This is a genomic window from Microbacterium sp. zg.B48, assembly GCF_024623505.1.
GTDB lineage: Bacteria > Actinomycetota > Actinomycetes > Actinomycetales > Microbacteriaceae > Microbacterium.
Window position 1 is genome coordinate 30,732 of record NZ_JANJFE010000009.1, and the last position, 13,402, is coordinate 44,133.

The window sequence follows — 13,402 nt, forward strand, 5'->3', positions numbered from 1 at the left end:
GGTGTGGTTCGCGCTGCGTCGCGGGTGGCGGCGCCGGCAGGGCGCGGGCGCGGGCGCCGGTGCCGGCGCCGGCAGGTCGCGGGCGTGGGCGCATAACTCCTGCACTTTGGGTGTCCGCGGGGGCGGCGGACGCGGAAGCTCCGGAACGGGCCGCCGCCGCGGAGCGGGGTGTGCAGGAGCTGTGCGCCGCGCAGCCCGGAGGCCTGGTGGCGTGTGCGCCGAACCACGCCTCCCCAGTCCCGCCTGAGCGGGAGTTCACCACAGGTGTCGGCACGGAACCCCCGCGGGACCGCGGCGGACTCCACTCTGCTGCTGTGGAAGCGGCTGCGATGGACGTCCTGCGGACGACGGTGTTCTCTCGCCTGGATCTGCTCCAGCTCGGCTACCGGCCGAAGCAGATCACCCGCGCGGTTCGCGACGGCACGCTGATCAGACTGCGACGCGATCACTACGTCGTCGCCGACGCGAACCGCGCGGTTGCGAGAGCCGTGCGGATCGGGGGACGGCTCACCTGCATCAGCGCCATCGTGCTGGCCGCACCCGAGGTCTTCGTGTTCGCCGCGCACCGCACGCACGTGCAGGTGCCTCGTGCCATGTCCCGATTGCGCATGCCCGACGACAGTCGGACGCGCTGGATGAGGGGGCAGGCGTCGGAAATCCGGCTGCACTGGTCGGACGCCACCGACCCCTCTTCGCCCGCGCACATGGTGTCTCTGCACGATGCCGTGCGCGAGATGGCGCGATGCTTGCCCACGCGCGAAGTCATCGCGACGATCGACAGCCTGCTGCACGCGCAGGTCATGACCATGCCGCAGGTGCGAGAGGCGTTCTCCGGGCTGCCCGCGCGCTGCATCGCCCTTCTGGAACAGGTCGACGGGAGGGCGGAGTCCGGTCCAGAGACCTTGCAGCGGCTGATACTCCGGGAGCTGCCGATCTCGTTCGAGCCTCAGGTCTGGATACCCGGCGTAGGGCGCGTGGACTTTGTGGTCGACGGCTTCCTGATCCTCGAGTGCGACAGCAAGGCCCATCACGAGGGATGGGTGAAGCAGCGCGACGACCGGCGGCGGGATCTCGCCTCGGCGGAGCAGGGCTATGTCACGCTCCGCGTACTTGCCGAGGACCTGCTGCACCATCCCGACCGCGTCGCATCCGCAATCCGCGGCCTTCTCGCCGCACGATCGGCCTGGTCATACCGCTGAGCCGCCTCCCGCGGCGGGCAGTGCGACCATCGGCGGCGCATAACTCCTGCAGACTCAGCGGCGCGCTGCGCGCCAGGGCTTGCGCGCCTGCGCGGGATGCACACGCGCAGCGACATTTGCAGGAGTTGTGGCCCCGCGCGCCTCCGGCCGGATCGAAGACGCCCGCGCCGCCGAGTACGCTTGCGGGCGTGAGTGAGTCAGCAACCCGTCGACCCCTGTCCGAGCAGTTGGATGCCGGACCGCCCGCTCTGCCGCAGCATCCGGACGTCGTGTTCCGACCCGCCACCGTCGAGGACATCGATGCGGTGCATGCGGCGTTGGTGGCATCCGATCGGCTGGACCACCCCACGTGGGTGACCCCGCGCGAGGACATCGCCGACATCTTCGAGCTATCGCACGTCGATGTCGCCCGGGACACGCTGCTGGCCATCGCGCCCGACGGCGCGGTGGTGGCCATGGGGTGGGCGATGGTGCATCCCACGCAGGATGCCGAGCTGCACGCGTACCTGCAGGGCACGGTGCACCCGGACTGGCGCAGGCGGGGGATCGGCACGCAGCTCATCGGGTGGCTCTACGCGCGGGCGAGCGAGATCCTTGCCAGCACGGGGTCCACTGCGGAGGCGGCGATCTTCCAGTACGTCGATGAGGGCAACACGGATGCTGTGACCCTGGGCGAGCGGCTCGGCCTGCGCACCGAGCGGTGGTTCACGTCCATGCAGCGCGACCTGTCGGCGCAGGTCGATGCGCCTGCTGCCGCTGAGGGTATCGAGCTGGTTCCGTACACGGCCGGTCGCTCCGCGGATGTGCTCGCGGCTCGCAACGATGCCTTCCGCGACCACTGGGGAAGCCTGCCCAGCACGCCGGAGCGGTGGGAGCAGTTCGTGGGCGGGCCGTTCCTGCGTCCGGACCTGTCCACGCTCGCCCTCGCCGAGGGACGGGTGGTGGCGTTCTGCCTGGCGTCGGTGAACGAGGAGGACTGGGCGGCGCTCGGCGCCCCGAACACCTACATCGACCTCATCGGGGTCGTGCGGGACTACCGGGGCTGCGGGCTGGCGCCGGCGGTGATCGCGCGGACGCTCGAGGCGGCGAAGTCCGCCGGGCTCGAGCAGGCCGTGCTGGACGTGGACACCGCGAGCAAGACCGGCGCGCATCGGCTGTACGAACGCCTCGGCTTCCGGCCGACGCAGCGGCAGGCGGCGCTGGTCCGGCGCTTCTAGCGCGGGGCCGGGTCTCTCGGGCCGCCGCGGCGCGGACCGCGGGCCGCGCGAGGATCCGGGCTACTCCGGCACCCGCACCTCACTGTGATGCAGCCGCCGGTATGCGCGCATCTCGACCTGGTACGCGGCATCGGCGCGCGCCTGCTCGGCCTGGGCGACCGCGGTGGCGACGGTGTCGGCGAAGACCCGGGCGCCGGCATCCCCCGGGTGGATCTGGTCACCGGCGAGCAGGTCGGTGTGACCGGCGATCGCGGCCGACCAGTCCGCGACGAACACGCCGGGGTGGGAGGCGGCGAAGACGGCGAGGTCCGCGTTGACGCCGGGGATCCAGTCGCGCGGCGCGAACGCGTTCACGAGCACGAGCGTGCGGTCGGGACCGACGATCTGCGCCATCTGCTCCATCGCCTCCGCGTTCAGCGGTCCGTTGGTGCCGAGTGCGACGACCACGTACGAGCGCAGCTGTCCGCTGTCGGACAGCGCCTGCAGGATGCCGGGACCCGCCCACGTGGACCGCGACACCGCGGCGTCCACGGTGATCCCCGGGAACCGCTCGAGCAGCCCGGCAGCGGAGGCCAGCATCACCGAGTCGCCGACCGCGGTGATCTCGTCGCCGGCGACCGGGGTGGGGGAGGGCGTCGGCAGCACGCGTTGCCCGGAGGTCGCGGCAGGCGGCGCCTGCGGCTGCGCAGGCACAGCGGACGCGGCGGGCGCCGGGTTCACGGCGGCATCGAGGGCCTCGCGACCGGCCTGGACCGCGGACTGCGCGGAGGACACGTCCGGCGCGGCGGCGATCGCGGCGGATGTTCCGCCGACCAGCAGCACGGTCGCCGCGACGCTCGCGATGGCGCGTACGCGCGCTGCGGGCGATCCGAGCAGGCGGGCGCTGATTCGCGCGAGCGACCCCCGGAACCCGTACCGCCGCACCGGCGTCTCCAGAACGCGGTACGACAGCTCGGCGGTGGCCAGGGTCAGACCGAGCGCGACGCCGCCGATCCATTCCGGGACGCCGGCGTCCGGGCTGGTGCGCTGGATGCCGGCGACCAGCAGCACGAGCAGCGGCCAGTGCCACAGGTAGATGCCGTACGAACGGTCGCCGATCCAGCGCAGCGGCTGCCCGTCGATCACGGGCCCGAAGGTCGAGCCCGGCCACACTCCTGCGACGATGGCGATCCCGCTCAGGATGCTGGCAGCGGCGATCGTGCCCGGAAACGTCACGGCGGTGAACGTCGGAGGCAGCAGCGCGAGGGCGACGAGTCCGGCCAGGGCTACGCCGCCGGTCAGTCCGGTCGCGATCCGCACTCGGCGGGAGCCGGTCGCAGCGGGGGTCGAGTCGGCCTGGCGCGCCCGTGCCAGCATCCGCTCGAGCAGGAACGCCAGCGCGATGCCCAGCAGGATGCCGAACGCGTGCGTGTCGGTGCCGAAGTACGCGCGGGTCACGTCCGTTCCCGAGGACACCATGACCCCCATCCAGACAGCGGATGCCGCGGCCAGGGCCAGCACGGCCGCCGCACGCCCCCACGCCCGGGGCAGCAGCAGGAACAGCGGAAGCAGCAGCGGCCACAGCAGGTAGAACTGCTCCTCGACGGCGAGGGACCAGAAGTTGCGGAACAGCTCGGGCGTCGCGGCCGAGAAGTATCCGGTCCCCTCGGCGATGGAGACCCAGTTGTAGCTGAAGGTCGCCGCGCCCAGCACCTGCTCGCCGAGGCGCACCAGGACATCGCCGCCGACGAGCCAGGCCCCGGTGGCGCACACCGTGACGACGGCCGCCAGCGCCGGAATCAGGCGCCGCGCCCGGCGCTGCCAGAACCCGCGCAATCCGATGCGTCCGGTGGCGGTGTGCTCGCGCAGCAGGAGCGTCGTGATCAGGAAGCCGCTGATCACGAAGAACACATCGACGCCGATGAAGCCGCCCTGCACCACCGACGCGGGGAACAGATGGTAGATGACGACGAGGGTCACCGCGATGGCGCGCATGCCGTCGAGGCCTGCGTATCGGGCGGGGGAGCGAGGGAGGGTGTGCGAGGTCATCAACTTCCAGGGATGGCAGCCCTCAGTCTAAAAGGCGGGTGGGACACCGCCGGGCCGCCGCGCGCTGCGGTCGGCGCGTCCGCGGAGTCGTTGTCCTCGGCAGGTCGGGGGTTGCCAGAGCCTTCGGCAGGCCCGGGCCTGCGGCGCAGGCACTGTCCTCGGGCAGGCCGGGCGATGCCGGTGCCTCCGGCAGGCCGGGCGATGCCGGTGCCACCGGCAGCCGGGCGAAGCCGGAGGCACCGGTGGTCAGCTCCGCTCCACTGCGCCCAGCCGGGTCCGGTAAGCTCTGGCCCACGCATCAGCGTTGCGGCGTCCGACTGAAAGGCCCGCATGACCACCGCTGAATCATCCCCCCGGAAGCTGCCCGCCACCCGCCGCGCCCGCGCGCGTCTCGTGCTCGCGGTGTACGCCGTCACCCTCGCGCTCATCGCGCTCTGGCCGGTCCCGGTCGACGGCGGCGCCGGTCCGCTGCTGCGCACGATCACCCGGGTGCTCCCGGCTCTGACCTACGCGCGCATCGAGTTCTCCGCGAACATCCTGCTGTTCGTCCCGCTCGGCGTGCTCCTCATGCTCATCCTGCGCCGCCGCTACCTGATCCTCCCGATCGCGATCGTCGTCACCGTCGCGATCGAGTGCGCTCAGGGGCTGCTCCTGGACAAGCGCACGCCGAGCACCCTCGACATCATCGCCAACACCGCCGGTGCGTGCATCGGGATGCTGATCGTCGCGTTCGTCGAATACCGCCGGGCGCTTCCCCCGCGTCGTCCGGCCGCTCGGATGCCGCAAACCGACAGCGCGACGGATGCCTGGGCCACCCTGGGCTTCGTCCCCCCACACGTCCCGCCGCTGCCGCTCGTGCCCCCGCGGCCTCCGCGGCCGTCGGGGAGCGCGGCGCTCGCCGCATCGCAGCGGGGCCAGGGCGACGGCATCCCGTCGGTCGGGACCGCTGCTGCGTCGGCGGCCGGGGCGTCCGAGTCGAGGGCGGGTGTCGGTGCGACTGCTGCTGCATCGGAGTCGGCGAGGGGCGTCGGCACGATTGCTGCTGCATCGGAGTCGGCGGGGGGCGTCGGGCCGAGCGCTGCTGCATCGGAGTCGGCGGGGGTCGTCGGCATCCCGTCCGTGGGCATTCCGCCGAAGCCGCCGCTGCCCAGCGACGTCCCGCGATAGCCGGTCGTCGATTCCGGGGTGCTCTCCTCCCCGACTCCGGCCCTCCCTCCCATGCCCTCCCTCCCGTTTCGTGTCCCACTGGTTGTTGCTTGGAAGGCCGCTGGGCAACAACTTTCGGGACACGGGTGAGGGGCACTGCCTTAGCGGGACACGGGCGAGGGAGCTCTGCCTTATCGGGACACGGGCGAGGGAGCTCTGCCTACCGGGACACGAGTGCCGGGCTCTGGGGATCGGCGCGGGAAAGAGGGCATGCGCCCCCGCGGACGGCCTGCGCCCCCGCACAGCGCCGCAGGGACCCACCGCGGGCCGCAACTACACTGAGCGGGTGCGCATCCGTCTCGACATCGCCTACGACGGGACGCACTTTCGCGGCTGGGCGCGCCAGCCCGATCTCCGCACGGTGCAGGGGACGGTCGAGGGCGCGCTGGAGCGCATCCTCGGCGGCACCGCGTCGCTCGTCGTCGCGGGTCGGACCGATGCCGGAGTCCACGCCACGGGACAGGTCGCCCACGTCGACCTCGCCGCGAACCAGGTGGCGCGGCTGCGGCGGAGCCGAGTCGGCGTCGCCGGGGCGGCCGACCGCCATCCCGGGGCGCCCACCGCAGCTCCCGATGCCACCGTCCCCGCTTCCGCGCCCGATCCGACCGCTGCCACCCTGCCGCCCGACCTGACGGTCCCCGCTTCCGCGCCCGATCCGACCGCTGCCACCCTGCCGTCCGATCTGACCGTCCCCGCTTCCGCGCCCGATCCGGGCCTCGCCGCGGCGGCCGCCCGACTCGCGGCGCGCGTGCGCGGCGTCGTCGGGTCGTACTCCGACGTCGCGGTGCATCACTCATCCGTCGCGCCCGAAGGCTTCGACGCCCGTTTCTCGGCGGTGTGGCGGCGCTACTCCTATCGGATCTCCGACACCGTCACGGGCTACGACCCCCTCGAGCGTCACCGCACCACCACCGTGCGGGCGGCGCTGGACGAGCAGGCGATGGATGCCGCGGCGCGATCGCTGATCGGCCTGCACGACTTCGCGGCGTACTGCAAACCCCGCGAGATGGCCACGACCATCCGAACCCTGCTCGAGTTCGACTGGCGACGGGATGCCGAGGGCGTCCTGGTCGCGAACGTGAAAGCGGACGCGTTCTGCCACAGCATGGTCCGCGCGCTCGTCGGCGCGTGTGTGGCGGTGGGTCAGGGCCGGCTGGATGTCGATGACGTGCGGGACATCCGAGACGAAGGCCTGCGCACGAGCGACTTCACCGTGATCGCCGCGCGCGGACTGACCCTCACCGAGGTCGGCTACCCCTCCGATGAACTCCTCGCCCGGCGTGCCGAGCAGACTCGAGCCCGGCGCGACCTCGAGTGAACGCGAGCGTTTGCCGGCCTGTTTCGCAGCGGCAGTGAGCCGGGGCCGGTCCGGCGGGCGGAGGTGGCCGGCGAGCGCGGCCGCGGCATCCGATCGTCCTCCGAAGCGCGCCGAGCCGGTCGCCCCCGCCCGCCGGCGCGCCCTTCCGGCGTAGGTTGGAGGAAGAGGGGGACAACGTGACCAACAGGATTGTCGTAGGAATCACCGATGCGCCGGTGTCGCGCCGCGCCCTGGACTGGGCCGTGCAGCGGGCGGCCGATCGGCGGCAGAGCGTCGAGCTCATTTCCGTGGTCGGCGGTGCGGTCGGCGCGGTGGGAGAGCGCGCGGTTATCGAGGAGGCCATGGAAACGAGCCGTCAGCGCCTCGAGGACGAGGTGCGGCGGATCGAGGAGCGCGGCGTCGTCGCGACCGTGCGGGTCGAGCGGGGCAACCCGGTCAAGCGTCTGATCGATGCCGCAGCGGATGCCGCCCTTCTGGTGATCGGCAGCGACTACCGCGGTCCGGACCCCGGGCCCGCGCGCGGTGCCCATGGTGTGCGGATCGTGTCCGGGGCGCGCTGCCCGGTGGTCGTGGTTCCGGATCTGGACGTGTCCGGGCGGTCGGGTGTGCTGGTCGGCGCGGACGGGTCGGATGTGTCGGAGCGGGCGATCGCCTTCGCCGCGGCTGAGGCCGACCGGATGCGCGAGCCGCTCACCGTCGTCACCGTGTGGACGCCGGTCGTCACTCCGCACAACCCGGGGGTGTATCCCGAGGAGTATCTGCGCAACATGCAGTCGCTGGCCGAGGAGGCGCTCGCGCTGTCGGTTGCCGGACTGCGGCAGGACTATCCGGATCTGGAGATCGTCAAGCACGTCGAGGAAGGGTACCCGTCCGAGATCCTGAACCGAATGGCCGGATCCGCGCGACTCGCGGTGCTGGGCTCGCACGGTCGTGGCGCCGTCGCGCGCCTCCTGCTCGGTTCGATCAGCGAAGAGGTGCTGGCTCGGCTGGCGACGATCACGTCGATCGTGCGCTGAGCGGGGCGGAGGTCGAGTCGGCGGCGCGCCGGGACTCGAGGAACCGCAGCAGACTCCGTGCGAGGTCCTGGCTCAGCCGGCTCCCGTCGTCGTCGGCGTTGTCGCGGATCGCGGTCGCGGCATCCTCGACGGCGCGCGCCCGATCGACCGCTGCCCGTGCCCCGCGGACGGCGGCGGCGGCATCCGAGTGGACGGCGCGCAGCCGGGTACGTTCGGTCTCATCGATCCGCGGCGGGAGGGTCAGCTCGAGCGCGCGTCCGGCGCGATCGCGTTCGATCTCGCTTCGGCGCAACGCGCGCTCGGCCGCGATCCGCGCCTGACGGGCGATCCGGACCGCCTCGGCGAGGGAGCCCCCGGAGTCGTCGGGGGGATGCCGGGCTGGCGGTGCTGGCGGTATCGAGCCGCCGCAGGCGCACGCGCGCGGCGCGCTTCGGGTGCATCATTCTCGTGGTCATGCGGTGTCCCCGTCCTCGGTCCTGTCCCCATGCAGGAGTGGCCGCGCGCAGGTTTTCGTACATCGCAGGCCCATCCCCGCCGCCGAGGGTGCATGTCCCCGCCCGCGAGAGTGCATGTCCCCGCTGCCGAGAGTGCATGTCCCTGCTGCCGAGAGTGCATGTCGCCGCCCGCGCGAGTGCATGTCGTCGTTGCGGAGGGTGCTTCCCCCTGCTGCCGAGGGTACGTGTTGGGGGACGCAGAGCGCCCGACCGGGTTGCACACGGAGGCGCACCTGCTGCAGGCGTGCACTCTTGGGGGCCGGAAGCCGCACCGCGAGCGCCGGGGACACGCACTCTCGCGGGCAGCAACGCGCACTCTGGGCAGTGGTGACGTGCACTCTCACGGGCAGCGACGTGCACTCTCGCGGGCAACAACGCGCACCCCCGCGGGCGGCGACGTGCACTCTCGGCGGGGCGGGGCCAGCGACGGCGAATCCGGGCGAGGGCTGGGAACTCGGCATGTCATTGTCAAGGGTGCATGCCCGGGAAAGCGGGGCGTCATAGGCTGGGATCGCTATGAAGGTGATCTCCTACAACTTGCGCAAGCATCGCGCCGCGGGCGAGCTCGCGGCACTCGTCTCCCGTCACAGCGCGGACGTGCTCTGCCTCCAGGAGTGCGACACCACCAGCATGCCCGACACGATCGGCGGGCTCCGCCTGGCCAACGCCACCTCGCGCAACCGCCTCGGCCTGGCCGTCTACTATCGCGAGAACACGTTCCGCCTCGTGGATGTCCGCTCCATGGCTCTGAAGAAGTCCATGCACGACCGCGTTCTCAAGCCCGCAGAAGAGCGGATGCTGGGCGTCCGGCTGCACGACATCGACCAGAACCGCGACGTGATCGTCGGATCCTTCCACGCCGCGCCGCTCACCGCGCTGAACTCACTCCGTCGCCACCAGATCCGCACCGCGCTGACCGAGCTGCAGCAGTTGGGCGAGGGCATTCCAGTGCTGATGGTGGGGGACTACAACTATCCGGTGTTCAAGGAGAACCTGGGGCAGAAGATCCGCGAGCACGGGTACGAGCTGAACCTCAGCGACGCGCGCACGTACACCCGCTACCGGTTCTTCCGCGGACACTATGACTTCGCAACCTCCGTCGGGTTCACGATCGACCGCGTCCGGACACTGCCGCAGGGCCTCAGCGACCACCTGCCGATCCTGGTGACCGCGCACATCACCAGCCAGTCCGCGGCGAACGCCGCCTGACCCGGACCGCGAACGCCGCCGGACCCGACGGCGAACGCCGCCTGACCCCGACCGCGGCGCAGCACCCGGACCGGCAGCAACCCGACGCGAGGTCGCTCAGTCCGCGTTGTTGCGCGAGCGGCGCACCATCGCCGTCACACCCAGGGCGGCGCCGGCGAGCACGAGCGCGCCTCCGCCGATCCACAGACCGGTCAGCGACGCGCTGTCCATGCCGGTGGTGGGCAGTCCGCCGCTGGCGTTGCTGACTGTCGCGGCGGCGGTGCTGCCGGCGGAGGTCGGCGAGACGGCGGCGATGATGTACGTACCGCTCGCGTTCGAGGGCAGCGTGATCGGCACCGCGGGAAGCGAGCCGATCTCCGTGGACCGCGCGGTACCGCTGGCGGTGCTGATGGCGAACTTGATCATGCCGATCGAGGCTCCCGAGCCGTTCTCACCCGTGACCGTGATCGTGACCGGCTCGTCCGGCGAGAACGTCTCGGCCGCGCACTGGAACCGCAGCGTCTCACCGGCAGAAGCCGTGGCGGGCGAGACGGTGCACGACCCCGACGGAGGGTAGATCGCATTGGCGGATGCCGCGGAGGGCAGCGCCAGAGCAACCAAGGCTGCGAAGGCCGAGGCCGTCAGGAGGGTGCGAACGGGGTGCTTCATGGATCTCTCTCGCGGTGCGGGGGGCGGCATCGAGTGCGGAGGTCGGCATCAAGACGGAGGCACCGGCAGCAGAAGCTGCGGTGCCAGTCTCTCCAGACTAGGGGCCGGCGCAGGTATCGGCAAGCATCGTGGTCGCTGACCGCGCGTCGATCCGGTAGCCGGACCATCGCAGAGCGCCGAAGCTACGCGACGCCCTCGCCCATGAGCAGCCGCCGGACCACGGCCGCACTCATCCGCTCCCAGCGGTCGCCGCCGTTCTGGCTGGCCAGGATCGCCGCCTCGCGGCTCATCAGGATCAGCGTATTCAGGTCGTACCCGAGCGTGGAGGTCGCCGCCCATCCCGCACTCGCCGAGGGGTGAACGGGCAGCTGGCCGGGTACTTCGAGCTGACCGACCTGCTCGAGGCACGAACTCAGGAGTGCGCGCACGGCGGCGTCCGGGTGGGGGATCAGCACGAAGGTGCCGGTCGCGTCCGGGCACACGCTGCAGTCGGGCGGAAATGCGGACCGGATCAGCCGGGTGAGGCTTTTCGCACTCTCCAGCTGCGCCACGGTGCCTGCCGCCTGCCGGATTTCAGCGGCGTCGTCCATCCGCAGGTACACGATCGAGCACTGTTCAGCGGTGCGCTGCGCGCTGGCGAGGCGGTCGCTCGCCCCGAGCTCGAACGCCTCCCAGTCACACGGTGCGGCGGCCGGGCTGCGCAGGCTTCTCTCTCGCCATGACAGGCCGAGGATGGCCACGAGCGCGGATGCCACGTACAGAAGCAGGCCGATCGATGAGATCGAGCGCACGACGATGAGATCGTCCCCGGTGGTCGGCGGATAGATCAGGCCGGCGACCGCGTTCCCGATCCCCACCACACCGAACGCGACCGAGATCACCATGAGGGGCTGCAGCAGGCGGTTGCCGCGATCGCCGAAGCGCAGCCAATCCACGAACAGCAGGATCGCGAAGGCCGACGCGACCAGGAACACCACGCGGTAGGCGATGCTGAATCCCCCGCCGTCGCCGGTGGCGACGAGTGCGATCGCCGACAGCACGCCGACGACGGGTCCCACCCAGACGAACGGGCGCACCGCCCAATAGGCGCGGAAGCCCGACCACAGCAGTGCCGAGCCCCCCATCAGCGCGCCCAGGCAGATGCGCCGGATGAGCTCGGAGCCGTTGGCCTCGCTTGCGGCCACACCGAAGGTGGCGACCATGGCGAGAGTGAAGGCGCACGACCAGTACAGCGTCGCCTTGCCCGGTCTGCTCAGGAACGCGACGCCGACGGTGAGCAGCGTCGCCAGTGTGGCGAGCGCGGCGTGCGCGAGCTGGAAGGACCACCCCGATGCGGCGTCGATGTCGATCACGCTGTCTCCCCTGCGCCGGCTCGGGACGCGATCGCCGCGGAGGTGGGCAGCCGCACCGTCACGGTCGTGCCGACGCCGGTCTCGCTCTCGATCGAGAGCGTCCCGTTGTGCGAGGTGACGATCTCGTGGGTGATGCCCAGCCCCAGGCCGGTTCCGGTCGCCGTCTCCTTCGCGGCCGGCGCCCGGTAGTACGGGTCGAACAGCTTCGGCAGCTCCTCCGCGGACACCCCGATGCCGGTGTCGGCCACGACGAACTCGGCGGTCGTCCCGTCGCGCCGGGTCCGGATCTGGATGCGTCCGCCCGAGGGCGTGTACTTGATCGCGTTGCTGAGCAGGTTGTCGATGACCTGCCGAAGCCGGAAGGCATCGCCGACGATGAGCAGCTGGTTGGCGACCGGAGTGTCGATCGTGACGTTGTGTGCGCGTGCGGTCGGGCTGAACGAGGCGACGGAGTCGGCGACGATCTCGGACAGGTCGATCTCGTCGTGGGTGTAATTGCCTGTGGTCCGCGAAGAGGTGAGCATGCTCGCCGTCATCTCCACCATCCGATTGCTCGCCCCCAGCATGGTTTCGATGCGCCGTCGCGTCTTGGGGGTCAGGTCATCGCTCTCGAGGGCGAGTTCGGCGTTTCCGATCAGGACGGTCAGCGGATGCTTGAGCTCGTGCGACGCGATCGCCGCCAGCCTCGCGCGCTCGCGTTCGGCATGGGTGATGTCCGTGATGTCGTTGACGACGAGGAGGTGGCTGGGCTCCTCGCGCGCGGAAGCCTGCACTCGCTTGGTGCTGACCGACAGCGCGTGCCATTCGCCCTTCGGGGTGAACAGCCAGACGCGGACGTCGGAGAAGGTCTCACCCCGCGCGGCCCGCGCGAACGGACGGTCCATCGCGGGGATGGGCATCTCGCGAAGGCCGGTGTACTCGACCGACCGCGCCGGAAGACTGGGGTCCAGCGGATCGAGCGCGTACAGCCGGGTGTAGGAGTCGTTCACGGCGAGCACGGCACCGGCCTTTGAGATCCGTGCGATCCCGGTGTCGACGCCGTTCAGGATCTCGCGGGCGCTGCGCTCCTGGTCCTTGCGGCGGTCGGCCGTCGCGTTCAGGCGCCCGGCCTGGCGGATCAGCAGCCGCCGCAGTGAGCGCGTCCGGCGGATCGCCAGGTGGGTGGTGATGCCGATGAAGGTCAGCGACAGCATGACGATGAAGATCGTCAGCGTCGGTCCGGTTCCCCATGGCGCCGTCGCGTCGATCAGCAGGATGGCGCCGATCACGCCGAGCATCGCCCCGATCGTCTCGGCGCGGAAGTTCATCGACACCCACATCACCGGGAACACCCACAGAAAGCTGAATGCCTGTTCGGTGGTGATGCCGATGAATCCGATCGCGAGCGCGTCCAAGAAGGGGATGGTCAGCACAGCGACCTTCGGCAGGCGAGACCAGGGCACGATCAATGTGGCCAGCGTGAACAGGATGATCGCGGTGAGGCCGGCGGTGAACGTCCACACCGCGAACAGCTGCGGCTGCAGGGCGAGGACGAGCAGACCGATCACGACGACACTGGCGGCCAGGACCAACTGCGTCATCCAGATCGAGCGCGTGCGGACGTCGGGCGCCCCCATCGGGAGCGCCCGACGTCTACCCCCGGTGGTCACATTCGCGAGTCTATCCGGGGCGGTCCCGGGAGTGGTGGCTGGCATCGCGGAGTCGCACGTGATACC

At 71.2% G+C, this 13,402-nt stretch carries 11 protein-coding genes; 6 read left to right on the forward strand and 5 right to left on the reverse strand.

The features are described from left to right. Positions 1–314: 314 nt before the first annotated feature. Together NQ152_RS17245 and NQ152_RS07035 are read left to right on the forward strand one after the other, a co-directional pair. Positions 315–1,199 (forward strand): endonuclease domain-containing protein, encoded by an 885-nt coding sequence (locus NQ152_RS17245; protein ID WP_257523481.1) that lies wholly within the window; start codon positions 315–317, stop codon positions 1,197–1,199. Positions 1,200–1,387: 188 nt separating this feature from the next. Further along, positions 1,388–2,416, forward strand: coding sequence for a GNAT family N-acetyltransferase (locus NQ152_RS07035; protein ID WP_257523482.1), 1,029 nt, complete (start codon positions 1,388–1,390; stop codon positions 2,414–2,416). 60 nt (positions 2,417–2,476) lie between these two features. On the opposite strand, the gene NQ152_RS07040 is transcribed toward NQ152_RS07035, so the two are convergent. Next, a complete protein-coding gene (locus NQ152_RS07040) occupies positions 2,477–4,444 on the reverse strand; it encodes an acyltransferase family protein (protein WP_257523483.1) in 1,968 nt (655 codons plus the stop codon). 330 nt (positions 4,445–4,774) lie between these two features. Here NQ152_RS07040 and NQ152_RS07045 point away from each other — a divergent pair, with 330 nt between their 5' ends. The 3 genes from NQ152_RS07045 to NQ152_RS07055 all read left to right on the forward strand — a co-directional run bounded on the left by NQ152_RS07045 (position 4,775) and on the right by NQ152_RS07055 (position 7,984). Then, positions 4,775–5,611 (forward strand): VanZ family protein, encoded by an 837-nt coding sequence (locus NQ152_RS07045; protein WP_257523484.1) that lies wholly within the window; start codon positions 4,775–4,777, stop codon positions 5,609–5,611. A gap of 325 nt (positions 5,612–5,936) precedes the next feature. Then, positions 5,937–6,968: a tRNA pseudouridine(38-40) synthase TruA gene (locus tag NQ152_RS07050; RefSeq protein WP_257523485.1), complete on the forward strand. Its 1,032-nt coding sequence runs from the start codon at positions 5,937–5,939 to the stop codon at positions 6,966–6,968. Positions 6,969–7,144: 176 nt separating this feature from the next. Then, entirely contained in the window at positions 7,145–7,984 is an 840-nt protein-coding gene (locus NQ152_RS07055) for a universal stress protein (protein ID WP_257523486.1), read from the forward strand. On the opposite strand, the gene NQ152_RS07060 is transcribed toward NQ152_RS07055, so the two are convergent. Further along, positions 7,965–8,276, reverse strand: coding sequence for a hypothetical protein (locus NQ152_RS07060; RefSeq protein WP_257523487.1), 312 nt, complete (start codon positions 8,274–8,276; stop codon positions 7,965–7,967). The genes NQ152_RS07055 and NQ152_RS07060 overlap by 20 nt on opposite strands. A gap of 718 nt (positions 8,277–8,994) precedes the next feature. Here NQ152_RS07060 and NQ152_RS07065 point away from each other — a divergent pair. Next, positions 8,995–9,687: an endonuclease/exonuclease/phosphatase family protein gene (locus NQ152_RS07065; RefSeq protein WP_257501519.1), complete on the forward strand. Its 693-nt coding sequence runs from the start codon at positions 8,995–8,997 to the stop codon at positions 9,685–9,687. A 96-nt stretch (positions 9,688–9,783) separates the two neighbouring features. Here NQ152_RS07065 and NQ152_RS07070 read toward each other — a convergent pair whose 3' ends face one another. The 3 genes from NQ152_RS07070 to NQ152_RS07080 form a co-directional block, all read right to left on the reverse strand. Then, positions 9,784–10,335, reverse strand: coding sequence for a cell wall protein (locus NQ152_RS07070; RefSeq protein ID WP_257501520.1), 552 nt, complete (start codon positions 10,333–10,335; stop codon positions 9,784–9,786). Between the two features lie 182 nt (positions 10,336–10,517). Continuing rightward, complete coding sequence (locus NQ152_RS07075; protein ID WP_257523488.1) at positions 10,518–11,687, reverse strand: hypothetical protein; 1,170 nt, start codon at positions 11,685–11,687, stop codon at positions 10,518–10,520. Then, positions 11,684–13,336, reverse strand: coding sequence for a sensor histidine kinase (locus NQ152_RS07080; protein ID WP_257523489.1), 1,653 nt, complete (start codon positions 13,334–13,336; stop codon positions 11,684–11,686). Before NQ152_RS07080 ends, NQ152_RS07075 begins: the two co-directional genes overlap by 4 nt. Between the last annotated feature and the right edge of the window lie 66 nt (positions 13,337–13,402).

Excerpts from the sequence above, each read along its gene's own strand:
- NQ152_RS07040 (WP_257523483.1), bottom strand. The coding sequence starts at position 4,444 with ATGACCTCGCACACCCTCCCTCGCTCCCCCGCCCGATACGCAGGCCTC.
- NQ152_RS07070 (WP_257501520.1), bottom strand. The coding sequence starts at position 10,335 with ATGAAGCACCCCGTTCGCACCCTCCTGACGGCCTCGGCCTTCGCAGCC.
- NQ152_RS07065 (WP_257501519.1), top strand. The coding sequence starts at position 8,995 with ATGAAGGTGATCTCCTACAACTTGCGCAAGCATCGCGCCGCGGGCGAG.
- NQ152_RS07045 (WP_257523484.1), top strand. The coding sequence starts at position 4,775 with ATGACCACCGCTGAATCATCCCCCCGGAAGCTGCCCGCCACCCGCCGC.